The sequence below is a fragment of the Luteimonas marina genome (assembly GCF_007859325.1).
GTDB classification, from domain to species: domain Bacteria; phylum Pseudomonadota; class Gammaproteobacteria; order Xanthomonadales; family Xanthomonadaceae; genus Luteimonas; species Luteimonas marina.
In genome coordinates this window covers 78,787-105,381 of record NZ_VOHK01000003.1, presented here as the reverse complement: position 1 = coordinate 105,381, position 26,595 = coordinate 78,787, and the positions used below count along the sequence as shown (strand labels likewise).

The following is a 26,595-nucleotide window of genomic DNA, read 5'->3' as shown; positions in this document are numbered from 1 at the left end:
GATCCCTCGCTTCGCTCGGGATGACAGGCCCGGAAATCGCGCAGTCATGTGGTCCCCGTGCGGAACCGCGGGCACCGCAGTGGCGCCTGCCTCGACCCTGCCCACCTCCTGCAGGAGCGGCTTCAGCCGCGACCCGTCGTTCAACGACGCTCTCGAAAGACGGTCGCGGCTGAAGCCGCTCCTACAGACGGCGGATCGGACGACGCGCCTCAGGCGGCGCGCGCCACCGGCCCGGCGGACACCAGCCGCAGCCGCGGCGGCAGTTCGGCGAGCACCTCGCCGTGGTGCGAGAGCAGCTGCAGCGTGCCGTCGTGGCCTTCGGCCAGGGCGGTCAGGCTTTCCACCCAGTCGCCGTCGTTGGCGTAGACCAGGCCGTCGCGCCCGAACAGCGCGGCGCGGTGGATGTGGCCGCAGATGATGCCGTCGAGCCCGCGCGCGCGGACGTCGTCCAGGCCCGCCTGCACGAAGCGCCCGATGTAGCGTTCGGCGGCGCCGCTGCGCCGCTTCAGGAACTCCGACAGCGACCAGTAGCGCATGCCCATGCGCCGGCGCAGGCGGTTGAGCACGCGGTTGCCGGTGAGGATGCGGTAGTACAGCCAGTCGCCGAAGCGCTCCTGCAGGCCGCCGAAGTGGGTGATGCTGTCGTAGTCGTCGCCGTGTACCACCAGCAGGCGGCGGCCGTCGGCGGTGACGTGGATCGCGCGGCGGCGCACCTGCATGCCCGGCAGCATCAGGCCGCAGAAGCGGCGAACCGAGCGGTCGTGGTTGCCGGGCACGTAGAGCAGCTCGGTGCCCTCGCGCGAGAGCCGGTGCAGCGCCTCGACCACGCGATTGTGCGCCGGGCTCCACGCCGCGCGGCGCATCGACATCCACCACAGGTCGACGATGTCACCGACCAGGTAGAGGCGTTCGCACTGCAGCCGTTCGAGGAAATCGGCGAATTCGGCGGCGTGGCAGTGGCGCGAGCCCAGGTGCACGTCGGACACGAACACGCTGCGGCGCGGCGGCAGCATCGGGGATCTCGCTTTCATGCGGTCGCTCCTTCGGCGGCGCGCGGCCGCAGGTAACGTGCGCCCTTGCCGGCGCGGATGCGGTGCAGGTCGACCTCGATCAGGCCGTCGATCGAATCGCTGAAATCCGGGTCCACGCCGAACGCGAGGAAGCGCGCGCCGCCGGGCTCGCACAGCGCGGTGTACTGGCGGTAGAGCATCGGCACGGACACGCCGTAGCCGGACAGTTCGTCCCTGAGCCGGTCGAAGGCCGCGTCCGCGTCCTCCTCCACGCAGACCGGCGCGGCGGTTTCGGGATAGGGCCGGCGCGCCACCGCCAGCGGTTCGCCGTCGACGCCGTGGTGGTGGCGGTAGTAGCCGACGATCTTCGCGCTCGCCGCCGCCGGCAGCGCCGCGCTGATCGACACCGCGCCGTACAGGTAGCGCACCTGCGGATGGCGCTGCAGGTAGGCGCCGATGCCCTGCCACAGGTAGTCGAGGCTGCGTCCGCCGCGATAGTCGGGATCGACGAAGCTGCGCCCGAGCTCCATGCCCTCGGCCAGGCGCGGCAGCGCGGCGTCCGCGTAGCGGAACAGCGAGGCGGTATAGAGCCCGCCGGGCCCGCGCTTGGACAGCAAGGCCGCGCCGCGGGCGATGCGATACGCGCCGGCGATGCGCGAGGCCGCGTCGTCCCAGACCAGCAGGTGCTCGTAATCGAGGTCGTAGCCGTCGATGTCGCGGGCGCGTCCGGTGCCCTCGCCCACCGAGCGGAAGGCGCGCTCGCGCAGGCGCCCGATCTCGAGCAGCAGCGGCGAGCCTTCGCCGCAGGCCGCCAGTCGGATCTGCTTGCCGTCGCCGGTGCGTCCGAGCAGTTCGGTGCGCGCGATCTCATCGCGCAGGCGATGCGCAGGCAGCGGCGGCGGCAGGACTTCGGGCACCCGCGCCGGCGCGGTCGCGCGGCCGCCGAGCCGGTACAGCGCGCGGCGCACCTCGCGCAGCTGTCGGCGCAGGTCGCCGTCGGCCGGCAGGCGCATCGGCGCGCCGACGTACAGCCGCACCGGATGCCGCCGCCGCGCGAACATCTCGCGTGCCAGCAGCGCGGTGCCCGCCGGCTTGAACAGCGCCGACGCGCCGTAGAACAGCGCCGAATTGCGCGCCACGATCCGCACCGGCAGCACCGGCGACGCGGTGCGCCGCGCGAAGTGCAGGAAGCCGCGGCGCCAGAGCCCATCGCGCACGCCGCGCAGCGACAGCCGCGACACCTCGCCCGCGGGAAACACGATCACGCAGCGTTCGCTGCGCAGCGCATCCTCGATCGCGTGCAGGCTGCCCGGCTGCGGACGACCGCCGAGGATGCGCACCGGCAGCAGCAGGCCCGCCAGCGGCTCGATCGACGCCAGCAGGTCGTTGCCGACGATGCGCACGTCCTGGCGCACGCGCCCCACCGCCTCCAGCAGCGCCAGCGCGTCCAGCGCGCCGGACGGATGATTGGCGACCAGCACCACGCGCCCGCGCGCCGGGATCCGCGCCAGGTCCGCCTCGCCGACCGCGCGTTCGACCTGCAGGAAGCCCAGCGCCGCCGACACGAACGCCAGCCCGCGCAGGTGCCGGTGCGCGTCGAGGAAGGCGTCGATCTCGTCGAACCGCGACCAGCGCGCCGCGCCGCGCAGCAGCGGCCGCGCGATGCCGGCGCGGCGGCCGCGGAACCAGTGCGGGAAGCGCTGCTGCAGGCGGTCTTCGATCGGCGGCATGTTGGAGGTAGGGTCGGCCCGGTTGGCCGGCAGCCTGCGCCTGCAACGCAACCGAAGCGTTGCAGATGTGCGGCAGAACGGTGACAGCCCGCAGCCGACCTCAGCGCGTCGCCGCCTCGAAACGCTGGACCAGCGACTGCTGCAGGGCGGGTGCGTGCGCCAGCGAGGCGCGCGCGCGCTTCTCCCATCCCGCACCGCGCGCCCGCAGGTCATCCCATGCCTCGGCGAGCAGGGCCGGCGCGCGCTCCAGGTGCCACTCGATCAATGCCAGCGCCTGCAGGACGTCCTTCCGGTGCTTCGGATGCCGCACGCCGCGCTCGGATGCCACCAGCAGCTTGTGCAAGCCATAGCGCGCCGGATCGGGCAGATTGACCATGCAGGCGTCGGCGCGGTCCAGCAGCACGCCCTGCCCGGGACGCTCCAGCAGGTACTCCATGAACTTCAGCGGCATCAGCGCCACGCCGAGTTCCGGCATCGACACTTCGGCGTTGTTGCGACGTCGCACCGTCAGGAAGTCGATGCGAAGGTCTGGTTCCCGTTCGCTCATGTAGTTGCTGGCGAAGCCCTTGGTTCCGCCCAGCGCCGGCAGGAATCCCATCTCCAGCGATTCCAGCGCGTCGTGCAGGCTGGTCTTCAGGTCCGCAGGCAGCGCCACCGCCACGTTGCCGCCGGGGCCGGCATGCGCGAAATCCAGATCCAGCGTGCGCGTACCGCTGCCCCAGGCGACCCCGAGCTGGTTGCCCAGCGCGAGAAAGGCATGCGTCCCGACCAGCAGGCCACCCGCGCGGAAGAACTGGTAGTCGGCGAAACGCTTGACGATGCGGAACTGTTTGGGGGGCGTGGCCTGGTTGCCGTGCGCCACGGCGGCGGCGGCCTGGCGCGACACCGCTTCCAGCGCCGGCGCGCCCGCTTCGCGCGCACGCGCGATCGCCTCCAGCGCCGGTCCTTCCGGGCCAAGGTAGTACTCGCGCTTGCGGCCGTCGATCTCCTTGAACTGCCAGTAGCCGTAGCGTCGGCCCTTGATCGTCTTCCAGCCGACCTTGCCGGTCAGGAAGGCCGGCGAGCGCGAGGCTTCGGCCACCTGCACCAGTTCGTACAGTTCGGCATAGGCGGTTTGCGCGGCGGTCGACAGTTCGCGGGACAGGAACATGTCGGGATTCCCCCGGTTTCCGGAGCAAAGTTATACCACTTTAAATTCAAGAGTGGTATAAATTCGGTCGCCCGCATCCATCCGATGGCCAACCTTAGCCGTCCGCAAGTGGCCCCCGGTCCGCGTGCGTTCCGTCGCCATGCCCGTGGCGATTAACCGCCGTGCAACACTGGTGCCAGCATGATGCGCCGGGCCCCGGTCGCGTGTATCATTCGCGGCCATCTTTTCATCCGCATTGAAGGATATAAGCCGATGTCCAGCTACCTGTTCACCTCCGAATCGGTCTCGGAAGGCCATCCGGACAAGATCGCCGACCAGATCTCCGACGCCGTGCTGGACGCGATCCTGGCGCAGGACAAGCGCGCACGCGTGGCCTGCGAGACGCTGGTGAAGACGGGTGCGGCGATCGTCGCCGGCGAGGTCACCACCAGCGCGTGGGTGGACATCGAGGGGCTGGCGCGCAAGGTGATCAACGACATCGGCTACGACAACTCGAACGTCGGTTTCGACGGCCACACCTGCGCGATCATCAACATGCTCGGCAAGCAGTCGCCCGACATCAACCAGGGCGTGGACCGCAAGAAGCCCGAGGAACAGGGCGCCGGCGACCAGGGCCTGATGTTCGGCTACGCCTGCAACGAGGCGCCGGAATTCATGCCCGCGCCGCTGTACTACAGCCACCGCCTGGTCGAGCAGCAGGCCAAGGTGCGCAAGAACGGCAAGCTCAAGTGGCTGCGCCCGGACGCGAAGAGCCAGGTCACGCTGCGCTACGACGGCAACGCCATCCTCGGGCTCGACGCGGTGGTGCTGTCGACCCAGCACGATCCGGACATCAAGCAGAAGGACCTGGTGGAGGCCGTGCGCGAGCACATCCTCAAGCCGGTGCTGCCGAAGAAGTGGCTCGAGTCGCTGGCCAAGAACAAGGTGCACATCAACCCGACCGGCAAGTTCGTCATCGGCGGGCCGGTGGGCGACTGCGGCCTGACCGGGCGCAAGATCATCGTCGACACCTACGGCGGCATGGCCCGCCACGGCGGCGGCGCGTTCTCGGGCAAGGATCCGTCGAAGGTCGACCGTTCGGCCGCCTACGCCGCGCGCTACGTGGCCAAGAACATCGTCGCCGCGGGCCTGGCCGACAAGTGCGAAGTGCAGGTGTCGTACGCGATCGGCGTGGCCGAGCCGACCTCGATCTCGGTCACCACCTTCGGCACCGGCAAGGTCGGCGACGACGTGATCGAGAAGCTGATCCGCAAGCACTTCGACCTGCGCCCGTACGGCATCACGAAGATGCTCGACCTCGAGCACCCGATCTACCAGGCCACCGCCGCCTACGGCCACTTCGGCCGCAAGCCGAAGGACATCTCCTACGTCGACGCCGCCGGCAAGAAGCTCAAGGCCACCGCCTTCTCGTGGGAGAAGACCGACAAGGCCGACGAGCTGAAGAAGGCGGCGAAGCTGTAGGGGCGGCGCCGCCACGCCCCGTCTCCCCCATGACGCCATGACAGACGGGCCGCGCAAGCGGCCCGTTTCGTTCCCGGGTCGCGGAAGCCATGCCAGCCGCGGCGCTTCGGCGACCGCGACCTGCCGCCTCGGGGCATCCCGCAACTGTAGGCCAGGCGCTTATTGCGCCGCAACATCTGGCGGACGGCCGGATGTGCGTGCTATTCCTAGGCCACGGGACCCCACCCGACGGGAGCCGATCCGCCGATGTCGCCGGGCTACGACGAGATGCACGATGCGCAGGGCCGGATCCGCGCGCACTACGCTGCGTTCGACGACTGGCTCAGGTGCACCCCGGAACAGGAGATCGAACGCAAGCGGCGCGAGGCCGAGGTATCGTTCCACCGCGTCGGCATCACCTTCTCGGTCTACGGCGAGGAGGCCGGCAACGAGCGCCTGATCCCCTTCGACCTCGCGCCGCGCATCCTCCCCGCCGGCGAATGGCGCATGCTCGAGGCCGGCCTGCGCCAGCGCGTGCTCGCGCTGAACCTGTTCCTGGCCGACGTCTACGGCGAGCGGCGCATCCTCCGGGAAAAACGCATCCCCGCCGAACTGGTGCTCGACAACAGCGAGTACCTCGAGCAAATGATCGGCGTGGAGGTGCCGGGCGGCGTCTATTCGCACATCTCCGGGATCGACCTGGTGCGCGCCGGCGACGGCCTGTACTACGTGCTGGAGGACAACCTGCGCGTGCCGTCCGGCGTGTCCTACATGCTGGAGAACCGCCGCATGATGGCGCGGCTGGTGCCCGAGCTGTTCTCGCGCCAGCAGATCGCGCCGGTCGAGCGCTATCCCGATGCGCTGCTGGAAATCCTGCGCGAGGCCGCGCCGGTCGGCGTCGACAATCCGACGGTCGCGGTGCTGACGCCCGGCGCGGCCAACTCGGCCTACTTCGAACACGCCTTCCTCGCCCAGCAGATGGGCGTGGAACTGGTCGAGGGCCAGGACCTGTTCGTGCGCGACGACATGGTCTACATGCGCACCACCGGCGGCGCGCAGCGCGTGCACGTGATCTACCGCCGGATCAACGACGACTACCTCGACCCGACCGTGTTCAAGCCCGAGTCCCTGCTCGGCGTGCCCGGCATCTTCAACGCCTACAAGGCCGGCAAGGTCACGCTGGCCAACGCTCCCGGCGCCGGCGTGGGCGACGACAAGTCGGTGTACCCGTACGTGCCGGAGATGATCCGCTTCTACCTGTCCGAGGAGCCGATCCTGCTCAACGTGCCCACGTACATGCTGCGCAAGCCCGACGACCTGCAGTACGTTCTCGACCACCTGCCGGAGCTGGTGGTCAAGGAAGTCCACGGCGCCGGCGGCTACGGCATGCTGGTCGGGCCGGCCGCGACGAAACGGGAGATCGAGGACTTCCGCCAGCGCATCCTCGCCGATCCCGACAACTACATCGCCCAGCCGACGCTGTCGCTGTCCACCTGCCCGACCTTCGTCGAGAGCGGGCTGGCGCCGCGCCACATCGACCTGCGGCCGTACATCCTCAGCGGCAAGCGCATCCACGTGATCCCCGGCGGGCTGACCCGGGTCGCCCTGCGCGAAGGTTCGCTGGTGGTCAACTCGTCGCAGGGCGGCGGGACCAAGGACACCTGGGTGCTGGAGAGCTGACGTGGCGTCACGGGCATACCTCCAAGAATCCCCGAATCCTGTCATCCCGAGCGCAGCGAGAGATCTGCCGGCGCGCAGATTCCTCACTGCGTTCGGAATGACAATCTTGAAGTCGATGCGCGACCACGAACGGTGGGCCTGCTGATGCTCTGCCGCACCGCCAATGACCTCTACTGGGTCTCGCGCCACATGGAGCGCGCGGAGAACACCGCGCGCCTGATCGACCTTGCACTACGCATCGCGATGCTGCCCGAGCGCTACGACCGCGGCAAGGCGCAGGCCGCGCCGTGGCGGCGCGCGCTCGACGCGCTCGGCGCCGGCCAGGAATACCTCGGCAAGCACGGGGCGATCGAGGCCGACGGCGTGCTGCGCCACCTGCTGCTCGCGCCCGACAACCCCTCCTCCATCCACAGCTGCCTGCGCGCCGCGCGCGAGAACGCGCGCGCCCAGCGCGTGGCGATCACCGCCGAGATGTACGAGGACCTCAACGCCTCCTGGCTGGAGATCCGCAGCCGCACCTGGAACAGCGTGCGCAGCGACGGCATCAGCAACATCGTCGAATGGGTGAAGACGCGTTCGGCCTCGTTCCGTGGTGTCACCGTCGGCACCCTCGCCCGCGGCGAGGCCTACCGCTTCCTGCAGCTGGGCGCCTTCATCGAGCGCGCCGACTGGTCGATCCGCCTGCTCGACGTGGTCGGCAGCGACGGCGAAATCGACGAATCCGGCGAGGCGCGCGACGCGATCGACTACTTCCAGTGGAGCGCGCTGCTGCAGTCGCAGTCCGCGTTCGAGACCTACCGCCGGCTCTACCGCGAGTCGATCACCCCGCGCAGCGTGACCGACCTGATGCTGCTGCGCGACGTCAACCCGCGCTCGCTGCAAACCTGCCTCAACACCCTGCACGAGGTGCTGCGCGCGATGACCGGCGGCGAGTCGCTGGAAGTGGTACGGCTGGCCGGCGCGCTGGCCACGCAGTCGCGCTACGCCCGCATCGACGAGATCATCGCCCGCGGCCTGGAGCCGCACCTGCACGACACCATGGCGCGCCTGGCCGGCCTCGGCGAGGCGATCCACGAGCAGTTCATGGTTTCGCTCGACGCCGGACAGGTGCAGGCGCAGGCCTGACGCCGGCATCCGCGCCTGCAGGAGCGGCTTCAGCCGCGACCGTGCGTTCAACGTGTCGGGGAATCGGTCGCGCCTGAAGGCGCTCCTACAGGATCGATGCGCGGCTCCGGATCAGGTCCGCTCGAAGATCGCGGCGATGCCCTGGCCGCCGCCGATGCACATCGTCGCCAGCCCGTAGCGGCCGCCGCTGCGCTGCAGTTCGTGCACCAGCTTGACGGTGATGATCGCGCCGGTCGCGCCGACCGGATGGCCGAGTGCGATGCCGCTGCCGTTGGGATTGACCTTCGCCGGATCCAGTCCAAGTGCGTCGGACACGGCGCCGCACTGCGCGGCGAAGGCTTCATTGGATTCGATCACGTCGAGGTCGTCGACGCCCAGTCCTGCACGCGCCAGCGCCGCGCGCGTGGCCGGCACCGGGCCCATGCCCATGTACAGCGGCTCGACGCCGGCGTGCGCGTAGGCGACCAGGCGCGCGAGCGGCTTGAGTCCATGCCGCGCAACGGCCTCGCCGGTGGCCAGCACCACCGAAGCGGCACCGTCATTGATGCCCGAAGCATTGCCGGCGGTGACGCTGCCATCCGGTTTGAAGGCCGGGCGCAGGCCGGCGAGATCGTCCGCCGAGAGCTGGGCGCGCACGTGCTCGTCGGTGCGGAATTGCGTTTCCTTGCCGTGCCGACCCACCGTCACCGGCACGATCTGGCCGTCGAAGCGCCCTTGCGCGATGGCGGCGGCCGCACGGCGATGGCTCTCCAGCGCGATCGCGTCCTGCCGGTCGCGATCGAGCCCGTAGCGCTCGGCGATGTTCTCCGCGGTGATGCCCATCAGCACCTTGTCGAACGGATCCTTCAGGCCTTCGTTGAGCCCGTCCACCAGGACCGCGTCGCCGAGCTTGCGGCCCCAGCGATGCGTCGGCAGGTAGAACGGCGTGCGGCTCATCGATTCCGCGCCGCCGGCCAGTGCCACGTCGCAGTCGCCGAGCAGCAGCGACTGCGCGGCCGAGACGATGGCCTGCAGACCCGAGCCGCACAGGCGGTTGACGGTCAACGCCGGCGTTGCCACCGGCAGGCCGGATTCAATGGCGACGATGCGCGCCATGTAGGCGTCGCGCGGCTCGCTCGGCAGCACCTGGCCGTAGACGGCGTGGCCGATGGCGTCCAAGGGAATCCCGGCGCGGGCGATGGCTTCCTTCGCGGTGGCGACGCCGAGCGCGGAAGGCGGCGTGTCCTTGAGCGCGCCGCCGAACGCGCCGATGGCGGTGCGCACGGCGGAGACGATGAAGACGTCGGTCATGTCGTGGTTCCTCAGGAGTGGAAGAGTTCGGGCGCGGTCGATGCCAGCAGATCGCTGCGCGCGGCCACCTGGTCGAGCCAGGCGTCGACCTTGGGCAGTTCGTATTCGAAGAAGCAGCGCGCGGCGGCGCGCTTGCCGCGATGGAACGACGTGTCGTCCGCGCACAGGCGGGCCATGTCCAGCCACAGCCAGGCGACGACGGCGTGGCCGAAGGCCCACAGGAAGGGCGTCGCATCGTCGAGGACGTGCGCGGCGTCCGCTTCGAGCAGCGTGTCCACGACCTCGCCCACGCGCTTCCACGCGGCATCGAGCCGCTTCGCGTGCGCGACCAGCGACGGATCCGCGCCGGCGGCATCTGCCGTCGCCGATACCGCCGCGCGCAGTTCGGCGAGCGCGGCGCCGCGGTCGCGCAGCAGCTTGCGGCCGAGCAGGTCCAGCGCCTGGATGCCCGTGGTGCCCTCGTGGATCGGGTTGAGGCGGTTGTCGCGATACAGCTGCTCGACGTCGTAGTCGCGGGTGTAGCCGTAGCCGCCGTGGATCTGGATGGCGAGGTCGTTCGCGGCCAGTCCGTATTCGGAGGGCCAGGTCTTGACCACGGGCGTGAGCAGGTCGAGCAGGCGGCTGGCGCGGGCGGCGGCCGCGTCGTCGCCGCTGAGTTGCTCGTCGAGCAGTCGCGCCGAATACAGCGTCAGCGCCAGTGCGCCTTCGGCATAGGCCTTCTGCAGCAGCAGCATGCGCCTGACGTCGGGATGCTCGATGATCACGGCCGGCCGGCTGGTGCCATCCGCATTCGCGATGCGGCCCTGCACGCGACCGCGCGCGTACTCGACCGAGAGCAGGTGGCCGCGGCAGCCCGCCGCCGCCGCGCCGAGGCCGACGCCGGTGCGCGCCTCGTTCATCATGTGGAACATCTGCGACAGGCCTTCGCCGACGCCGCCGATGCGCCAGCCGATCGCGCCCGCGGCGCCGGAAGGCAAGTGCTTGCCTTCGCCGAAGTTGAGCAGGCAGTTCGAGGTACCGCGGTAGCCCATCTTGTGGTTGAGGCCGGCCACGGCGATGTCGTTCGCCTGCCCGTCCGGCAACCGCTTGGGTACGACGAACAGCGAGATGCCCCCGATACCGGGCAGCGGCTTGCCGTCGGCGCCGGGCGTCTTGGCGAGCACGAGGTGGACGATGTCGTCGGTGATGTCGTGGTCACCGGCGGAGATCCACATCTTGTTGCCGGTCAGGCGGTGGCGGTACCCGAGTTCGTCCTCGCCGTCGGGCACTGCGAGGGTGCGGATGTCGGCCAGCGAGGAGCCGGCCTGCGGCTCGGACAGGCACATCGTGCCCAGCGCCTGGCCGCGGATCTGCGGCAGCGCGAAAGCCTCGACCTGCGCCGCGCTGCCGAACGCGACCAGCAGGCGCGCGTTGGCGATCGACAGCATCGGATAGGCGGCGGTGGCGAGGCTGGCCGCCATGAAATGCGCGATCGAGGCGTAGTGCAGCAGCTGCGGCAGCTGCAGGCCTTCCACCGTCTGGTCGAACGGACCGGCCAGCAGGCCGGCCTCGGCGTACTGGCGAACCGCGGCGACGACTTCCGGCGCGACCGTCACGCCGTCGGCGGTCAGCGTCGGCTCGTTCTGGTCGCTGGGCTTGAGCGCGGGCAGGAACGCGCCCGCGGCGAGGCGCTCGCTGAGGTCGAGCACGGCGGCCACGGTGTCGCGCGTGTGGTCGGCGTAGCGCGGGCGCGCGAGCAGCGATTCGATCTGCAGCCAGTCGAACAGGAGGAAGTCGAGGTCGCGGCGGTCGAGCAGTGCGGCGGCCATGCTCAGATGACCGCCGCGCCGCCGTCGATCACCAGCACCTGGCCGGTGATGTGGCGCCCCGCCTCCGACACCAGCAGCAGCGCGGCGCCCTTGAGGTCGTCGTCGCCGCCGAGCCTGCCCAGCGGCGTGTGGTCGAGCAGGTAATCGCCGTGCGATTCGAGCAGCACGTTGGCCAGTTTCGTGGGGAAGAAGCCCGGCGCCAGCGCGTTGACGTTGACATTGCGCGGCCCCCATTCGGCGGCGAGCGCGCGGGTGAAGTTGACCACCGCGCCCTTGGCGGCGTTGTAGCCGATGGTGCCGACGATCTTCGGGTGGTGCCCGCCCAGGCCTTCGACCGAGGCGATGTTCAGCACCTTGCCGCGGCCCTGCGGCAGGAACGCCCGCCGCCCCGCCGCCTGGGTCAGCAGGAACAATCCGGTGACGTTGAGATCGAAGACCTTGTTCCAGCCTTCCAGCGGATAGTCGTCCATCGGCGCGCCCCAGCTGGTGCCGGCGTTGTTGACCAGGATGTCGAGCCGGCCGTGCCGTTCGACGATCTGCGCGACCAGCGCGTCGGCGGCCTCCGGCGTGCCGAGGTCGCGGGCCATCGCCTCGGCCGCGATGCCGAGCGACCCGAGGTGCGCGACCGCCGCGTCGAGATCGGCGGCCTTGCGCGCCACGAGCACGATGCGCGCGCCGTATTCGCCCAGCGCTTCGGCGATCTGCAGGCCGAGGCCGCGGGAGCCGCCGGTGACCAGGGCGACCTGGCCGCGCAGGTCGAACAGGTTGGCGAGGCGGTGTGCTTGTGCAGCGGTGGCATGGTCGGTCATCGAGGTCTCCGAAAAGGGAATGGCACTGGCCTGGAACATCCGGAAGAAAGGGAACTGTCATTTCGACCGCAGGGAGAAATCTTGCTTTCTCCTGCGCCGGAAGCGAGATTTCTCCCTGCGGTCGAAATGACAGGTTTCTTTTTTCCGGGTTGCTCCCTCACCTTGGAGAAGAGCAAAAAGGAATGACAAGACGGACTTGCCCAGAGGTTCACTGGCGTCCTTCGTCCCCGAAAGCCCCTTGTTCGCGCGCCAGCCGCACCAGCAGGTCCGCGGGCTGCCATGCCCAGCCATGATGGCCCTTGCCGAAGCGTTCGATGGCGGCGAGCACGCGCGCCAGCCCGATGCCGTCGGCATGGAACATCGGGCCGCCGCGCGCGGCGGGAAATCCGTAGCCGGCCGTCCACACCACGTCGATGTCGACCGCGCGCCAGGCGATGCCTTCGTCCAGGATGCGCGCGCCTTCGTTGACCAGCGCCAGCACGCAGCGTTCGACGATCTCGCCGTCGTCGATCGCGCGGCGCTCGATGCCGATCTCCCGCGAGTGCGCGACCACCAGCGCGTCGATCTCCGGATCCACCACCGCCTTGCGCCCGTCGGGGTACCGGTAGAACCCGGCGCCGGTCTTCTGCCCGTAGCGCCCGAGTTCGCAGATCCTGTCGGGAATCGCCGAGTACGGGCGATCGGGCTGTTCGACGGCGCGTCGCTTGCGGATGCTCCAGCCGATGTCCTGGCCGGCGAGGTCCATCACCCGGAACGGCCCCATCGCGAAGCCGAACGCTTCCATCGCGCGATCGACCTGCTGCGGCAGCGCGCCCTCCTCCAAAAGGAAGTAGGCCTGCCGCAGCAGTTCTTCGAACATGCGGTTGCCGATGAAGCCGTCGCAGACGCCGGCGACCACGCCGACCTTGCCGATCCGGCGCGCGAAGGCCATCGCCGTGCTCAGCACTTCGGGACGCGTGCGCGCGCCGCGCACGATCTCGACCAGGCGCATGACGTTGGCGGGGCTGAAGAAGTGCATGCCCACGACGCGACCCGGATCGCGGACCGCGCCGGCGATCGCATCGACGTCGAGGGTGGAGGTGTTGCTGGCAAGGATCGCGCCCGGCTTCGTCGCCGCATCCAGCGCCGCGAAGACCTTGCGCTTGACGGCCATGTCCTCGAACACCGCCTCGATGACCAGGTCCGCGTCGGCGGCCGCGGCTTCGAGATCCGTCGTCGCCGCCAACGCCGCCGTCCGCGCCTGCGCGACGGCGGAAGTGATGCGCCCCTTGTGCACGTCGTGGCGGAAGGTATCGGCGATGCGGGACGTAGCCCGGTCCAGCGCGGCGCGGTCGGGATCGACCAGTGCGACCGGCAGGCCCGTGGCCAGCAGGGCGGTGGCGATGCCCGATCCCATCACGCCGGCGCCGACGACGGCGACGCTTTCGATCGGCAGGGTGTCGGCACCGGCCAGCTGCGGTGGAAGCCGCGCCGCGGCGCGCTCGCCGAGGAAGACGTGGCGCAAGCCGCGCGAGGCCGGGGATGCGAGCAGCACGTCGAACAGATGCTGCTCGAGCGCCTGGCCGGCGTCGAAATCGCGTTCGACCGCGGCTTCGACGCAGTCGACGATGCACGCGGCCGCGGCGGCGGACGCATCGCGGCGCTTGCCCGCCGCTTCGCGCGCCCATGCGATCGCCGTCTTCGCGCCCTCCGCCGGAACCTTGCGATCGCGCGCGCGGACGAAGCCGTCGGCCAGCGCGGCGGCGTGCCGGGAGGCTGCCTGCCGCAGGTCCCCTTCCGCGATCGCGTCGACCAGTCCGATGGCGCGGGCCTGGTCGGCGTCGATCGGCTTGCCGGTCGTCATCAGCGACAGCGCCGCTTCCGCGCCGACCAAGCGCGGCGCGCGCTGGGTGCCGCCCGCGCCCGGCAGCAGGCCCAGGCCCACTTCCGGGAAGGCGAAGCGCGCGTCCGCCGTGGCCACGCGCGCATGGCAGGCCAGCGCCAGCTCGAGCCCGCCGCCGTAAGCCAGGCCGTGGATCGCGGCGACGACCGGGACGGGCGAGGCGTCGAGGGCCTGCATCAGCAGGCGGATCGCGGTGGCCTGCCCGGGATCATTGCCGAGTTCGCCGATGTCGGCGCCAGCGCAGAAGAGCTTGCCGGCGCCGGCAAGGACGATCGCGCGCGTGCCCGGATCCGCGCCGAGCTGCGCGATGTCGCGGGCCAGCGCTTCAGCCAGCTCGCGCCCGAGCGCGTTGACCGGCGGTGACGAGAATTCCAGCACGATGCTGTCGCCGCACTGGATGTGGGTGGTGGGCATGGTGGTTCCCGGATGTGGAGGGTGGGAAAGGCGTTGCTGCCGATCGATCCCGAAGGGAATGAACAGGGGGTCGCGGCGATTGCGTCAGCCGCCGGCCGCCAGCGCCTCGTAGACCATCGGCCTGAGCGCATCGCGCGCGGGCGCCGCGGTGACGGGCATCAGCTGGGTCATCACGGTGACCGACAGGCCCAGTCCCGGCGTGGCCCAGAAGCCCGTGCCCGCCGCGCCGCCCCAGGCGTATTCGCCGGCCGATCCCGGCCCGCTGCGATCATCGACCCGGACGATGCCGCCCAGCGCGTGGCCGACGCTGCCGGGCGCGTAGCGGCCGAAGCGCTGCAGGGCCGGCAGCAGTGCGTCCTGCGGTCCGTAGGGCGTGGTCAGCGTGCGCACGGAGGCCTCGTCCATCACCCGCACGCCATCGCGCACGCCGCCGTTGGCCAGCATGTCGGCGAAGCGGCCGTAGTCTTCGAGGCTCGAGAGCAGTCCACCGCTGCCGGCGTCGGCGAAGGGCTTCGTCAAGGGTGAACGCTCACTGCCATTCGCAACCGCTTCGATGCCGCCATCGCGCGCGGCGTACAAGCCCGCAAGCCGGTCGGCGTGCGCCTCGGGCACGAAGAAGCCGGTCGACGCCATGCCCAGCGGATCGAAGAAGCGGCGCCCGAGAAAATCGCCCAGGCGTTCGCCGCTGATCCGCTCGATGACCAGGCCCGCGATATCGAGCCCGTAGCCGTAGATCCAGTTCGTCCCCGGCTGGAATTCGAGCGGCTGCGCGGCCAGGCGCCTGGCGAAGCCTTCCAGTCCGCCGACGTCCGCGTCGTACATCCACGCAGCGGCGACCAGTCCCGCCTCGCGGTAGAGCGGCGCGATCCGCGCGTCGCCCCAGCTGTTGGCGAGGCCGCAGGTGTGGTTGAGCAACTGCGCCACGGTCATCGGCCGCGCGGGCTCCAGCTGGTCGAGCGCGCTGGCCACGACCTTGAGGTCGGCGAACTCGGGCACGTACTTCGCCACCGGATCTTCCAGCGCCAGCTTGCCGTCCTCGACCAGGGCCACCACGCCCGCCGCGACCACCGGCTTGGTCATGGAATAGATGCGATAGAGGCTGTCCGGCCCGATGGCTTCGACGCCGGGGAGGTGCGCCTCGGCCAGCACCTGGCCGCGTTGGGCGATGCGGATCGACGCGAACGGCAGCGCGCCGTCGTCGACGAAACGGCGCAGGCGCGCGATGACCGGATCGAACCGGTCGGCGGCGAAGGCCCGCAAGGCCAGGCCGCCCGCGGCGACCGCGGCACCTGACAGCAGGAACTGGCGTCGACTGATCATTGGTGAACCTCCGCTTGCGTTGACGGGCCGCTGTCGATCCGAACCTGCATTTGCCTGCTTTTTGCAGGAGCCGCTTCAGCCGCGACCGGAGTTCAACGGGTCGCGGCTGAAGCCGCTCCTGCAAATGCATGGCCGGATCGACAAGGCAGATCTCTCGCTGCGCTCGAGATGACAAAGGTGATGGCGTTTGGACCGGGGACCACAACACCGCGTCGCCTACACGGTTTCCGCCGTGTTCGCGTTCGCATTCGCGCTGGCCACCTCGCGCTCGGCCTGGGTGAAACCGTACTCCGGCACGATCTGGCCCACCGGATCGGACACGGCATCCCACTGCGCGATCAGGCGTTCGCCCGCATCGGCGCCCGCGCCGAGATGGCGCCCCTCGGTCAGCGTCACGTAGGCGCGCGCGAAATGGCCGGCACCGGCGCAGAGGATGGCGCGCGTCGGCGCGTCCTCGCCCACCAGCGGCAGCAGCGCCGGGCTGACCAGGGCCGGATCCAGCGCGCGCAGGCTCTCCTCTGGCAGCACGCCCGCGGTCATGCCGGTGGACGCAGTCGGCGCCAGGCAGTTGACGCGGATGCCGTATTTCGCACCCTCGATGGCCAGGGTCTGCATCAATCCCACCAGCGCCATCTTGGCGGCGCCGTAGTTGGCCTGGCCGAAGTTGCCGTACAGGCCCGAGGACGAGGTCGTCATCACGATGCGGCCGTAACCCTGCGCGCGCATGCTCTCCCACACGGCCTTGCTGCAGATCGCCGCGCCCATCAGGTGCACATCCACCACCTGTCTGAACTCGTGCAGGCTCATCTTCGCGAAGCTCCTGTCGCGCAGGATGCCGGCGTTGTTGACGAGGATGTCGATGCGCCTCCAGGCGTCGATCGCCTGCGCGACCATCGCCGCGACGCCCGCCTCGTCGGTGACGGAACCGGCGATCGCCATCGCCTCGCCCCCGCCCGCGCGGATCTCGCCGGCCACCGCTTCGGCGGCCTCGGGCGCGAGGTCGTTGACCACCACGCGCGCGCCCTTGCCGGCGAGATACAGGGCGTGCTGGCGCCCCAGTCCGCCGCCCGCCCCGGTGACGATCGCGACACGTTCCTTCAATGGCATTGCTGCACTCCCCGTCTGTCGAAAATTGCCGACGGGGCGGTGCGCGGGTTCAGCCTGCGCCGGCGTCGCCCCGTCGTTTGCAGATCGCCCTGAAGCCGGCGGCCATGAACGTGGCCATGCGCGCCTTCACCGCGTCGTAGTCGTCCGAACGGCACAGGCCGCCCGAAAGCCGGTCGATGCGCCCCGTGCGCGCCAGTGTCAGCATCAGCGCGCCGGTGACGAAGTGGTAGCCCCAGAAGATGTCTTCCTCGGCGCACTCGGGCATCGCCTGCTTGAGCAGGTCGATCAGGCGCAGCACCACCGGATCGAAGTGCTTGTCCATCAGCTCGCCGCCGTGCGGCGTGTTGGACATCAGCGCGCCAAGCGCGCCGTAGTTCTTCCAGTTCTCGCCGCCCTGGCTGTAGAGGTCCAGGTCGGTGTCGAGGAAGGCGTGCAGCGCGCCCTCGAGCGTCGGCTTGCCGCCGCAGGCCGCCTCGTACGCGTCGAGCGCCTGCATGCGCGCGCTGCTGGTGACCCCGGCCCGGCGCGCGATCACCGCGTCGAACAGCGTCTGCTTGTCGTTGAAGTAGTAGTTGAGCAGGGTGTGGTGCACGCCGACGCGCTTGGCCACGTCCTTGAGCGTGACTCCGTACAGGCCGTCCTTCGAGAACAGGTGCTCGGCGGCGTCGAGGATCTGCTCGGTCATTTCCGCGCGCTGCTCGGCCTTGGTCGGACGTTTCGTCCCCGGCCTGGCCCGCTTCGCCTTGCTCGCCTTCCCGGGCCGGGATGTCGCGTCCTTCTGCACGCTGCCGCCTCCAACCTGTTGCCGGGCGTGCGCTGCGTCGGGGCGTCATGCCCCCGGGTCCCCGCTGGCGCCGCCGAATTCGGCCCTGAGGCGCATTCTGTCAATTTTCCCGGTCGCTGCCAAAGGCATGCGATCCACGCGGATCACCGAATCGGGCACCCACCACGAGACCACGCGATCGCGCAGCGCCTCGATCAGCGCCGCGTCGCTCATCGCGCTGCCTTCGCGCATCTCCACCAGCAAGACCGGGCGTTCGCCCCACTTCGGGTGCCCGCGCCCGATGACCGCCGCCAGCGAGACGTCGGAGAACTCGCCGACGATGTCCTCGATCTCCGCCGGATTGATCCATTCGCCGCCCGACTTGATCAGGTCCTTGGCACGTCCGGTGATGGCCAGGTTGCCGTCGCGGTCGATGCGCGCGAGATCGCCGGTCGCGAACCAGCCGTCGCGATCGACCGCCGGTTCGGTCTCGCCGAAGTAACGCTGGATCGTGCTCGCGCCGCGCACGCGCAGGTGCCCTTCCACGTCGCGCTGCTGCGGCAGGGCGACGCCGTCGGCGTCGGTCAGCAGCAGGTCCACGCCGATCGACGGGCGCCCGGAATGGTGCGCGGTGCGCGCCGGATCGTCGGGCGTGGCCACCGTGCCGGTCGGCGACATCTCGGTCATGCCCCAACTGGTCTGGACGGTGACGCCCAGGCGCTGTTCGATGCGCTGCATCAGCGCCGGCGCGATCGGTGCGCCGCCGACGATCACGCGCCTGAGCGAAGGTGTCTGCCCGCCGGTCGCCTCGAGGTGTTCGACCAGCGCCAGCCAGACCGTGGCCACGCCGAGCGCCACGGTGACCGACTCGGCGTTGATCAGCGCGGCCAGGCTGGCGCCGTCCAGGTGGCGGCCGGGCAACACCAGCCGCGCGCCGACGGCGGGCGTCGCGAACGGCACGCCCCAGCCGTTGGCATGGAACATCGGCACGGCCAGCAGCACGCTGTCGCGCGCGGACAGGGCCATGGTGTCGGCCTGCAACGCGCGCAGGGTGTGCAGGAACACGGCGCGGTGGGTGTAGCTCACGCCCTTCGGCGCGCCGGTGGTGCCCGAGGTGAAGCACAGGCCGCAGGGCGCGTGTTCGTCGAACCCGCCCCAGGCCACCTCGCCCTGCGCCGACGCGACCATCGGTTCGAGGGCGTCGATCGCGAGCACGCCATCGTCCTCGTCGACGCTACCGTCGATCGAGAGCACATGCTCGATCGTGTCCGCCTTCGCGGCGATGCGGCGGGCCAGCGGCGCGAGGTCGGCGGCGACGACCAGCACGCGCGGCTGCGACTTCGCTACCATCCCGGCCAGGTGCGCCTCGGCCAGCCTCGGGTTCAGCGTGTGGCAGACCGCGCCCATGCCCATGACGGCGAACCAGGTCTCGACGTGCGCCTGCGTGTTCCAGGCCAGGGTCGCGACGCGGTCGCCCGCGACGACGCCGAGACCGGCCAGCACCACCGACGCCCTGCGGCTGCGCTCGCGCAGTGCGGCGTAGCCGATGCGGTCGGCGCCGCCGCCCTCGCGCGCGGTGACCACCTCCACCTCCGGATGCCACTTCGCGCCATGGTCGAGGAACTTGTCGAGGGTCAGCGCATACGCCTGCATGTCCCCGTGGATCACGGACATCCAGTATCCCCCGCGGGCAGCGGCGGCGAGACGATGCCGACGTTCCAGTGCCACGGCAGGTCGCCCTTTGCGCGACGCCGGCACACCACCGTCTCGACCAGTTCGTACATGCCGGGCAGCAGGTGCTCGCCCGGGACCGGCGCCGCGTCGAACGCCATGTAGGCGCGCGCGTCGCCATAGGCACGCCACTCGGGTGCGCCGGCCGCGGCGGGGACGCCGTCGCGCGCGAACGCGGCCCAGTAACCCATCATCGCCTCGGACAGGGCCTTCTCCGCGGCCGTGTCCGGGATCTTCGGCCAGTGCGGCGGCGTGCGCTCCGCCGCGCCGAACACGTAGGGAATCTCGCTGGCGTGGAACGCGTGCAGCCCCGCCTGGTCGGCGGCCGGATAGCTGTGGTTGAAGTAGTAGAGGAAGGATGGATGGCCGAGCGCGGTCTGCTTGCGCACCAGCCGCTCCGCGGTCCAGCCGTACATCGCGTCGCGGGTCGTGGCCAGCATGGCCTCGTCGAGGTTCGCGGACGGATAGCGCTCGAGCATCGCCCCGGCGAGCTCGCCGTAGCCGGCGCGAATCGTCGCCTCGTAGGTGGCCGCGTCGGCGGGCGGCGGCGGCAGCAGGAAACGCAGCGAGCGGATCTCGCCCTCGTTGAACCCGGCCAGGATCGGCACCGGCGCCTGTTCGCCACGGTCGAACACCTCGACCATCTGCGCCGGCAACACCTGGCCGTCGACGCTGCCCAGCGGCAGGAAGCCCGACAGCGCCGCCTGCACGGTCAGCGTCTGCGCGTCCATCGCGCGCAGGCGCGTCAGGCCGCGCACCTCGATCCTGCGGCTGAGCGCCAGCCCCGACTCTTCCGCCGAGGGCGTGCCGTGCACCGTCCCGCGCAGCGCCTGGGTGGAGATCATGTAGGCGCTCTGCGCGATCGCCTTGTGGAACAGGCCGTGCGCGGACGGCGCCGCCATCAGGTACATCACGCTGAGCGCACCGGCCGACTCCCCGGCGATGGTGACGTTGCCCGCGTCGCCGCCGAAGGCCGCGATGTTGCGCTGGACCCAGCGCAGCGCCTCGATCTGGTCGAGCAGGCCGTAGTTGCCCGAAACCCCGTCCGGCGACTCCTCGCTCAGCTGCGGATGCGCGAGATAGCCCAGCACGCCGAGGCGATAGTTGATGCTCACCACCACCAGGCCCTGCGCGGCCAAGCGCGCGCCGTCGTACATCGCCTCGCTGCCCGATCCGCCCGAGAGAGCGCCGCCGTGGATCCAGACGAACACCGGTGCGCCTTCGGCATCGGCCGGCGCCCAGACGTTGAGCGACAGGCAGTCCTCGCTCATGGCCGGCGTTTCCGCCGGCGCGTAGATGCTGCCCGGCCGCGACGGCGGCTGGTGGCAGGCGGGGCCGAAGCGGGTGGCATCGCGCGTGCCGGTCCACGGCTTCGCCGCCACCGGTGGCCGCCAGCGCAGTTGCCTGGTCGGCGGCTCGGCATACGGAATCCCCCGGAAGGCGTTGACGCCGTCCAGCGCCTCGCCCTTCACCGCACCGGCGGGCGCATCCACCACCGGGGCATCGGCGGCGGCAGCCGGCGCCAGCGCGGCCAGCCACAGCGTCGCGGCGCCTGTCAGCGTGAGAACCAGCGGACGGATCATGGTGCAACCTCCTTGCGCTGCTGCTTGAGTGCTTTCGCCAGCCAGAGGAACAGGCCGATCGCCACGCCGTAGAACGGCAGCAGCGTGTAGAAGGCCATCTGCAGCGAACTGTCGGGATAGGCGGGACGGAAGAAGTCGCTGGCCAGGCCCAGGTAGGTCGGGCCGAAGCCCAATCCGATCAGGTTCATCACCAGCAGCAGCAGCGCGCCCGCCAGCACGCGCTGGTCCGGCCGCACCTCCTGCTGCACCAGGGTCACCGCCGGCGACAGGTAGAAATAGTTCAGGCCCATGGGCAGCAGCAGGAAGGCCAGCGCCAGCGGCCAGCCCGGCGCCCAGATGAAGCCGACGAAGAACGGGACCGCCAGCATCAGCCCCACCGCCGGCACCCAGGCGTAGGCCGCCTTGCCGCGCGGGACCAGGCGATCGACCAGGCGCCCGGAGGCGACCATCCCCGCGCTGACGCCGAACAGCACCACCAGGGCGTACCAGACGGCCACGTCGCCCAGTTCCATGCCCTTTTCCCGCATCAGGAACAGCACGGTGAAGTTCATGGTGGCGTAGGTGATGAACTGGGTCGCGGCGCAGGCCAGCGCCACCCGCAGCAGCACCGGGTCGCGGAAGAACATGGCGCAGGTGGGCCAGAAGCCGGGCGCGGTCGTCGCGGCCACGGGACCGGCCTGTCGCGGCGGCTCCGGCACGACGTTGCCGTCCAGGCCACCGCGCCGGGGTTCACGCACCGCGAACCACACCACCAGACCGGTGACCACGCCGATGGCGCCGACCCAGATGAACGCCAGCCGCCAGGACCAGGCGGCCGCGACCGACGCGCCGAACGCCACGCCCAGGGCCTGGCCGATCGGCGGACCCATGTTGTACAGGCTCAGCGCCGTGCCGCGCATGCCCGGCGGGAAATAGTCGGAAATGATGGCGTAGGACGGCGGCACGCCGCCCGCCTCGCCGATGCCGACCGTCATCCGCGCGAGCACCAGCTGCGGATACGTCGAGGCCATGCCGCAGGCCGCCGTCGCCGCGCTCCACAGCGCGCACGAGAAGGCCAGCACCTTCACCCGGTTGGTCCGGTCCGCCAGCCAGCCAACCGGGATCGCGAGGATGCAGTAGAACATCGCGAAGTAGAGCCCGCCGATCAGGCCGAGCTGGCCGTCGCTGACGCCCAGGTCGTCCTGGATCGGCTTGGCCAGGATCGACAGCAGCTGCCGGTCGAGGAAGTTCAGCACGTAGACGAAGGTCAGGATCGCCAGCGCGATCCAGGCCCGCGTCCCCGGGCGCGCGACGTGCGCGCCCGGAGTCGCCGACAGCGTCGGGGCGCCCGCCATCAGAACCGGTATCCCACGCGCACGCCGACGGTGCGCGGCCGCACGACGCCGTAACGGCCGTCGATGAAGGCTTCGGGATGGACGTAGTTGATCGAACGGTCGTCGAACAGGTTCTCCGCGTACAGACCGACGGTGAAGCGATCGAAGGCCGCGGCCAGGCTTGCGTTCACCAGCGTGTAGGACTCGGTGTAGTCGTAGGTGGGGCTGACCACGCCGGGCTGTCCGGGCACGTTCGGGAACGAACCGGGGAAATCGCCCACGTGGACCACCGCCAGCGAAGCGTTGCCGACCGAATTGCGGAACCAGTCGAAGCTGTAGTTGACCGTCAGCGAGCCGCTGTACTCCGGACCCGACAGCCGCGCGCCCATCACCGCGCCCGACACCGCGGCCTCTTCCGCGGTGAGCGTGTCCACCTTGGCGCGGTTGATCGAGCCGTTGAGGGCGAAGGTCCAGCTCGAGTTCGGCATCGCCATCAGCTCGAACTCCACGCCGCGGCTGTAGGCGCCGCCGATGTTGGTGGCGAACTGCACCGAGTCGGAGACGCGGTTGGCCTGCACCTGGATGTCGTTCCAGTCGGTGTGGTAGAGCGCCAGGTTGGCCGCCAGCCGCCCGTTCATCCAGCGCCCCTTCATACCCAGCTCGTAGCTGACCAGCTCGTCGGAATCGGCGCCATAGGGAATGACCAGGTCGTCGGGATCGATCGCACTGACCGCACCGGCGCGGGCGTTGACCACCGGCGCGCGGAAGCCGGTCGCGACCGCAGCATACGTGGTCAGCGAAGGCGTCGGACGCCACGATGCGCTGACGCGATAGGACGGTCCGCTTTCCTTCGCCTTGACGCCCTCGGCCGCCGCGACCGGCGTGATCGTCACCGGCAGGCCGCAGATGCCGAGGAAACTGCAGTAGTAGGCCAGGGTCAGGTAGTCGCTGCTGTAGCCGCCCTCCCGGGTGAAGCCCTGCGCCTCGGTGCTGCCGTAGCGCAGGCCGAATGTCGCCCAGGCATCATCCGTGAAGCGCCAGGTCAGCTGGCCGAACAGCGCCTGCTCCTTCGACACGTCGAAGGTGTGGTACTTGAGGTAGTACTCGTCCGGCAGGCCGGTGATGCCGCTCGCGGCGAGGTATTCCTCGTTGGAGCGGTAGCCGAAGTACACGTCCCTCTCGCGCTTGAAGTAGAAGCCGCCCAGCACCCAGTCGAACGGACCGCTGGTATCGGACACCAGGCGCATTTCCTGCACGAAGGTCCTGTTCTCCCCGGGGGCATCCAGCGCGAAGGCGAATGCCTGGTTGTAGGTGCCGGCGAGGTCGACGTTGAAATACGCCTCGTAGTCCGACCAGGTCGAGGAACTGGTCAGCTTCACACTGTCGAACTGGTAACCCACGGTGAGGTTGTAGTTCGTCATCTCGCCGGAGAACCGGTCCGGCCGGTCCGAATAGCGCTTGTCCCGGTCTCCACCACGGTCTGGATTGATCAGCGACGAATCCTTGGGCGTGCTTTCTTCCCGCGACAGGCGCAGCTGCATCGACAGCCGGTCGGTCGGCTCCCACAGCAGGGTGGCGCGGCCGCCCCAGCTTTCCAGTTCGTTGGATTTGTCGATGCCCGTGCCGAGGTTGTCGACATAGCCCTCCTCGTTGCGCGAGAAGCTGACCACGCGCAGCGCCAGCCGGTCCTCGACCAGCGGGACGTTCAGCATGGCGTTGTAGCGCTGGCGCAGTGAACTCGAGCCGGTCACGCCCACGTCCGCCAGGACCGATCCCTCGAAGACGTTGGGATCGGGCGCGTGGGTCAGGATGCGCAGCGCGCCCGCCAGCGAGCCCGAGCCGAACAGCGTGCCCTGCGGGCCGCGCAGGAACTCGATGCGCTCCACGTCGTAGAGGCTCGGGTCGAGGATGGTGGAGTTGCCGTTGGCGGAAATCGGCAGTTCATCGATGTAGATCGCTACCGTGCTCTGCAGGTTGGCGTTGTAGCCGTTGGTGGCGATGCCGCGCGCGGTGAAGTTGTTGAAGTTGGCGCTGGCCCGGTTGAGCACCACGCCCGGCGTCGCGTGCGCCATGCCCTCGTAGCCGACGATGCCCTTGGCGTCGAGTTCGTCCTGGGACAACGCGGTGATGCTGATCGGCACGTCCTTCAGCGGCTCGGCACGACGCGTCGCGGTGACGTAGACCGTGTCGAGCTCCTGGGCCATGGCCGGTGCCGGCGCCTCGCCCTGCTCGCGTTCGGCTTCGATCGCCTCGGCCGTGGCTTGCGCCAGCGCCGACACGGGTAACGCAAACAGCGCGGCCATCGAAGCGGCCGCAATCAAACGACTCCCCATCTTCAGATCCCTCCCACAGGATGCTGGTTTCAGCAAGATGCCTGGCCGCGATACTGCACACCCGGGGAGCGGGTGTCAATACTCACTCACACGAACGTGAATTTCTTTCTTTCCGAAGAAATTTCATTTCCCATCAATTACTTGAGCGCATCTTTTCTCCAGTCGACACCAATGCGCACCCGTCGGCGGCCGGGAACACTCCCCTTGCCGTCATCCCCGCGAAGGCGGGGATCCAGCGTCTTTGCGCCGATGCCGAACGCATCCCGTCTTCGCGGAAAGCACCGCTGAATTGCCCGGCCGCTGCCGGTGACAGGGCATCTGTCCCGGCACCGAAGACGCTGGATCCCCGCCTTCGCGGGGATGAGGACGTTGCCACGTGCGACGATCGCAGCGCAGCGGTCCGCACCTTACTGTCCCGGTGGAAGCGATATAATTCCCGGTCCGTCGAGGGGCGCTGCGACCGTGGAAAGCCACGGCCAGGCTCGACGCGATCCCACTGCGACAACGGCGCCCGTTAATGCGAGTCCCCGCGGACTCCCAACGACGGAGCACCACCATGAACGCACAGGTCAAGACCTTCTCCACCGAAGGCGACTACAAGGTCGCCGACATCACGCTGGCCGACTGGGGCCGCAAGGAACTCGACATCGCCGAGCACGAGATGCCGGGCCTGATGTCGATCCGCCGCAAGCACGCCGCCACCGCCCCGCTCAAGGGCGTGCGCGTGACCGGCTCGCTGCACATGACCATCCAGACCGCGGTGCTGATCGAGACGCTCAAGGACATCGGCGCCGACGTGCGCTGGGCCTCGTGCAACATCTTCAGCACCCAGGACCACGCTGCCGCCGCGATCGCCGCCACCGGCACCCCCGTGTTCGCCTGGAAGGGCGAGACGCTGGAGGAATACTGGGACTGCACGCTCGACGCGCTGACCTTCACCCTGCCCGACGGCACCCTGACCGGTCCGGAGCTGGTGGTCGACGACGGCGGCGACGTCACCCTGCTGATCCACAAGGGCTACGAGCTCGAACAGGGCGACGACAGCTGGGTGAACTCGGCTTCCGGTTCGCACGAGGAACAGGTGATCAAGAACCTGCTCAAGCGCGTCGCCAGCGAGCGCCCGGGCTACTGGACGCGCGTGGTCAAGGACTGGAAGGGCGTGTCCGAGGAAACCACCACCGGCGTGCACCGCCTTTACCAGCTCGCCGAGCAGGGCAAGCTGCTGGTGCCGGCGATCAACGTCAACGACTCGGTCACCAAGAGCAAGTTCGACAACCTCTACGGCTGCCGCGAGTCGCTGGCCGACGGCCTCAAGCGCGCGCTGGACGTGATGCTGGCCGGCAAGGTCGCCGTGGTTTGCGGCTACGGCGACGTCGGCAAGGGCTGCGCCGACTCGCTGCGCGCCTACGGCGCGCGCGTGATCGTCACCGAGATCGACCCGATCTGCGCGCTGCAGGCGGCGATGGAGGGCTATGAGGTCACCACCGTCGAGGACACCCTCGGCCGCGCCGACATCTACGTCACCACCACCGGCAACAAGGACATCATCCGCCTCGAGCACATGACGGCGATGAAGGACCAGGCCATCGTCTGCAACATCGGCCACTTCGACAACGAGATCCAGGTCGACGCGCTCAAGGCGCTGGCCGGCGTGGAGCAGGTCAACATCAAGCCGCAGGTCGACAAGTTCATCCTGCCCAACGGCAACGCCATGTTCCTGCTCGCCGAAGGCCGCCTGGTGAACCTCGGCTGCGCCACCGGCCACCCGAGCTTCGTGATGTCGAACTCGTTCTCCAACCAGACCCTGGCGCAGATCGACCTGTGGGCGAACAAGGACGCGTACGAGTCGAAGGTCTACATCCTGCCCAAGCAGCTCGACGAGGAAGTCGCGCGCCTGCACCTGGAGAAGATCGGCGTGAAGCTGACGAAGCTCACGAAGGACCAGGCCGACTACCTCGGCGTGGCGGTCGAAGGCCCGTACAAGCCGGAGCACTATCGCTACTGAACGGTCGCGCGATCGATGCACGCAGGACGGGCGCCTCGCGGCGCCCGTCCTGTTTTCCGGCCTCCGTTGAACGCGTCGACCGCGCCATCTACGATGACGCGG

18 protein-coding genes and 1 riboswitch are annotated in these 26,595 nt (G+C 69.7%); of the genes, 4 read left to right on the top strand and 14 right to left on the bottom strand.

Annotation, left to right across the window (positions count from 1 at the left end; translation table 11 throughout):
- Positions 1-209: 209 nt before the first annotated feature.
- From FQY83_RS07120 to FQY83_RS07110, 3 genes are all read right to left on the bottom strand, one after another.
- Positions 210-1,031, bottom strand: coding sequence for a UDP-2,3-diacylglucosamine diphosphatase (locus FQY83_RS07120; RefSeq protein ID WP_146386559.1), 822 nt, complete (start codon positions 1,029-1,031; stop codon positions 210-212).
- On the bottom strand, positions 1,028-2,740 hold the full coding sequence (gene olsF, locus FQY83_RS07115; protein WP_146386556.1) for a bifunctional ornithine lipid synthase OlsF: 1,713 nt from the start codon (positions 2,738-2,740) through the stop codon (positions 1,028-1,030). Before olsF ends, FQY83_RS07120 begins: the two co-directional genes overlap by 4 nt.
- A gap of 100 nt (positions 2,741-2,840) precedes the next feature.
- The gene (locus tag FQY83_RS07110) at positions 2,841-3,890 is read right to left on the bottom strand and encodes a GSU2403 family nucleotidyltransferase fold protein (RefSeq protein ID WP_146386554.1); all 1,050 of its coding nucleotides are present in this window, start codon (positions 3,888-3,890) and stop codon (positions 2,841-2,843) included.
- Between the two features lie 252 nt (positions 3,891-4,142).
- Here FQY83_RS07110 and metK point away from each other — a divergent pair, with 252 nt between their 5' ends.
- From metK to FQY83_RS07095, 3 genes are all read left to right on the top strand, one after another.
- On the top strand, positions 4,143-5,351 hold the full coding sequence (gene metK, locus FQY83_RS07105; protein WP_146386553.1) for a methionine adenosyltransferase: 1,209 nt from the start codon (positions 4,143-4,145) through the stop codon (positions 5,349-5,351).
- 246 nt (positions 5,352-5,597) lie between these two features.
- A complete protein-coding gene (locus FQY83_RS07100; RefSeq protein ID WP_146386551.1) occupies positions 5,598-7,010 on the top strand; it encodes a circularly permuted type 2 ATP-grasp protein in 1,413 nt (470 codons plus the stop codon).
- Positions 7,011-7,154: 144 nt separating this feature from the next.
- Positions 7,155-8,135 (top strand): alpha-E domain-containing protein, encoded by a 981-nt coding sequence (locus FQY83_RS07095; protein ID WP_146386549.1) that lies wholly within the window; start codon positions 7,155-7,157, stop codon positions 8,133-8,135.
- Positions 8,136-8,246: 111 nt separating this feature from the next.
- On the opposite strand, the gene bktB is transcribed toward FQY83_RS07095, so the two are convergent.
- From bktB to FQY83_RS07040, 11 genes are all read right to left on the bottom strand, one after another.
- On the bottom strand, positions 8,247-9,425 hold the full coding sequence (gene bktB, locus FQY83_RS07090; protein WP_146386547.1) for a beta-ketothiolase BktB: 1,179 nt from the start codon (positions 9,423-9,425) through the stop codon (positions 8,247-8,249).
- A gap of 11 nt (positions 9,426-9,436) precedes the next feature.
- Positions 9,437-11,233 (bottom strand): acyl-CoA dehydrogenase, encoded by a 1,797-nt coding sequence (locus tag FQY83_RS07085; protein WP_146386544.1) that lies wholly within the window; start codon positions 11,231-11,233, stop codon positions 9,437-9,439.
- Between the two features lie 2 nt (positions 11,234-11,235).
- The gene (locus tag FQY83_RS07080; protein WP_146386542.1) at positions 11,236-12,042 is read right to left on the bottom strand and encodes an SDR family oxidoreductase; all 807 of its coding nucleotides are present in this window, start codon (positions 12,040-12,042) and stop codon (positions 11,236-11,238) included.
- A 208-nt stretch (positions 12,043-12,250) separates the two neighbouring features.
- Positions 12,251-14,338 (bottom strand): 3-hydroxyacyl-CoA dehydrogenase NAD-binding domain-containing protein, encoded by a 2,088-nt coding sequence (locus FQY83_RS07075; protein WP_146386540.1) that lies wholly within the window; start codon positions 14,336-14,338, stop codon positions 12,251-12,253.
- 84 nt (positions 14,339-14,422) lie between these two features.
- Positions 14,423-15,658, bottom strand: a complete 1,236-nt coding sequence (locus FQY83_RS07070; protein WP_146386538.1) for a serine hydrolase domain-containing protein — start codon at positions 15,656-15,658, stop codon at positions 14,423-14,425.
- Positions 15,659-15,874: 216 nt separating this feature from the next.
- Positions 15,875-16,765, bottom strand: a complete 891-nt coding sequence (locus tag FQY83_RS07065) for an SDR family NAD(P)-dependent oxidoreductase (protein WP_146386535.1) — start codon at positions 16,763-16,765, stop codon at positions 15,875-15,877.
- A gap of 49 nt (positions 16,766-16,814) precedes the next feature.
- Complete coding sequence (locus FQY83_RS07060) at positions 16,815-17,450, bottom strand: TetR/AcrR family transcriptional regulator (protein WP_146386533.1); 636 nt, start codon at positions 17,448-17,450, stop codon at positions 16,815-16,817.
- A gap of 144 nt (positions 17,451-17,594) precedes the next feature.
- Entirely contained in the window at positions 17,595-19,202 is a 1,608-nt protein-coding gene (locus tag FQY83_RS07055; RefSeq protein ID WP_146386531.1) for an AMP-binding protein, read from the bottom strand.
- The gene (locus FQY83_RS07050) at positions 19,193-20,842 is read right to left on the bottom strand and encodes a carboxylesterase/lipase family protein (RefSeq protein ID WP_146386529.1); all 1,650 of its coding nucleotides are present in this window, start codon (positions 20,840-20,842) and stop codon (positions 19,193-19,195) included. The genes FQY83_RS07055 and FQY83_RS07050 overlap by 10 nt, the downstream gene beginning before the upstream one ends.
- Positions 20,839-22,176 carry a spinster family MFS transporter gene (locus FQY83_RS07045; protein WP_146386527.1) on the bottom strand — a complete coding sequence of 446 codons (1,338 nt, stop codon included), beginning with the start codon at positions 22,174-22,176 and terminating at the stop codon, positions 20,839-20,841. Before FQY83_RS07045 ends, FQY83_RS07050 begins: the two co-directional genes overlap by 4 nt.
- Positions 22,176-24,458 carry a TonB-dependent receptor gene (locus FQY83_RS07040; protein WP_238333432.1) on the bottom strand — a complete coding sequence of 761 codons (2,283 nt, stop codon included), beginning with the start codon at positions 24,456-24,458 and terminating at the stop codon, positions 22,176-22,178. The genes FQY83_RS07045 and FQY83_RS07040 overlap by 1 nt, the downstream gene beginning before the upstream one ends.
- 470 nt (positions 24,459-24,928) lie before the next feature.
- Positions 24,929-25,008: riboswitch (S-adenosyl-L-homocysteine riboswitch) on the top strand.
- Positions 25,009-25,044: 36 nt separating this feature from the next.
- Between FQY83_RS07040 and ahcY the strand changes: the two genes are divergently transcribed.
- A complete protein-coding gene (gene ahcY / locus FQY83_RS07035; protein WP_146386523.1) occupies positions 25,045-26,493 on the top strand; it encodes an adenosylhomocysteinase in 1,449 nt (482 codons plus the stop codon).
- Positions 26,494-26,595: the final 102 nt, after the last annotated feature.

Coding starts and splice junctions, on each gene's coding strand:
- FQY83_RS07080 (WP_146386542.1), bottom strand. CDS start 12,042: ATGACCGACCATGCCACCGCTGCACAAGCACACCGCCTCGCCAACCTG.
- FQY83_RS07065 (WP_146386535.1), bottom strand. CDS start 16,765: ATGCCATTGAAGGAACGTGTCGCGATCGTCACCGGGGCGGGCGGCGGA.
- FQY83_RS07040 (WP_238333432.1), bottom strand. CDS start 24,458: ATGGCCGCGCTGTTTGCGTTACCCGTGTCGGCGCTGGCGCAAGCCACG.
- FQY83_RS07050 (WP_146386529.1), bottom strand. CDS start 20,842: ATGATCCGTCCGCTGGTTCTCACGCTGACAGGCGCCGCGACGCTGTGG.
- FQY83_RS07045 (WP_146386527.1), bottom strand. CDS start 22,176: ATGGCGGGCGCCCCGACGCTGTCGGCGACTCCGGGCGCGCACGTCGCG.
- FQY83_RS07060 (WP_146386533.1), bottom strand. CDS start 17,450: ATGACCGAGCAGATCCTCGACGCCGCCGAGCACCTGTTCTCGAAGGAC.
- FQY83_RS07120 (WP_146386559.1), bottom strand. CDS start 1,031: ATGAAAGCGAGATCCCCGATGCTGCCGCCGCGCCGCAGCGTGTTCGTG.
- FQY83_RS07055 (WP_146386531.1), bottom strand. CDS start 19,202: ATGTCCGTGATCCACGGGGACATGCAGGCGTATGCGCTGACCCTCGAC.
- ahcY (WP_146386523.1), top strand. CDS start 25,045: ATGAACGCACAGGTCAAGACCTTCTCCACCGAAGGCGACTACAAGGTC.
- olsF (WP_146386556.1), bottom strand. CDS start 2,740: ATGCCGCCGATCGAAGACCGCCTGCAGCAGCGCTTCCCGCACTGGTTC.
- FQY83_RS07085 (WP_146386544.1), bottom strand. CDS start 11,233: ATGGCCGCCGCACTGCTCGACCGCCGCGACCTCGACTTCCTCCTGTTC.
- metK (WP_146386553.1), top strand. CDS start 4,143: ATGTCCAGCTACCTGTTCACCTCCGAATCGGTCTCGGAAGGCCATCCG.
- FQY83_RS07100 (WP_146386551.1), top strand. CDS start 5,598: ATGTCGCCGGGCTACGACGAGATGCACGATGCGCAGGGCCGGATCCGC.
- FQY83_RS07095 (WP_146386549.1), top strand. CDS start 7,155: ATGCTCTGCCGCACCGCCAATGACCTCTACTGGGTCTCGCGCCACATG.
- FQY83_RS07075 (WP_146386540.1), bottom strand. CDS start 14,338: ATGCCCACCACCCACATCCAGTGCGGCGACAGCATCGTGCTGGAATTC.
- bktB (WP_146386547.1), bottom strand. CDS start 9,425: ATGACCGACGTCTTCATCGTCTCCGCCGTGCGCACCGCCATCGGCGCG.
- FQY83_RS07070 (WP_146386538.1), bottom strand. CDS start 15,658: ATGATCAGTCGACGCCAGTTCCTGCTGTCAGGTGCCGCGGTCGCCGCG.
- FQY83_RS07110 (WP_146386554.1), bottom strand. CDS start 3,890: ATGTTCCTGTCCCGCGAACTGTCGACCGCCGCGCAAACCGCCTATGCC.